Here is a 315-nt window from a genome sequence, read left to right on the forward strand (position 1 = left end):
CCGCCCCCACCGGCCGCTACACCCGCTGGACCCCGCCCGGCCCGGCCGCCGGCACCACCAGCCTGCTCGTGCCCGAGCACCGCGACTTCCCCGACAGCGCCGACCTGCTCGCCGAGGCCCTCACCGCCCTCTCCCGGAGCGCGGCGCCCTCCGCCCGCGACATCCTCCTGGGCCTCACCGTGCCCAGCGACGAGATCCGCTGGTGGCGGGACATGCCGGGCGACGACGACCCCCTCGACCCCTGGCCCGCCACGGCCGCCGAGCGCAACCGCTCCTGGGCGGACCAGGAGGACGCCCAGGGGGCGGCACAGGGGC

The 315-nt window shown here is 79.0% G+C and carries 1 pseudogene; it reads left to right on the forward strand.

Annotated features, from left to right (window positions below):
* Positions 1-315 (forward strand): annotated as a pseudogene (locus tag ACSNOD_RS31870) (hypothetical protein); the annotation flags it as partial.

The sequence above is a fragment of the Streptomyces sp. URMC 123 genome, from assembly GCF_051386515.1.
Taxonomy (GTDB): domain Bacteria; phylum Actinomycetota; class Actinomycetes; order Streptomycetales; family Streptomycetaceae; genus Streptomyces.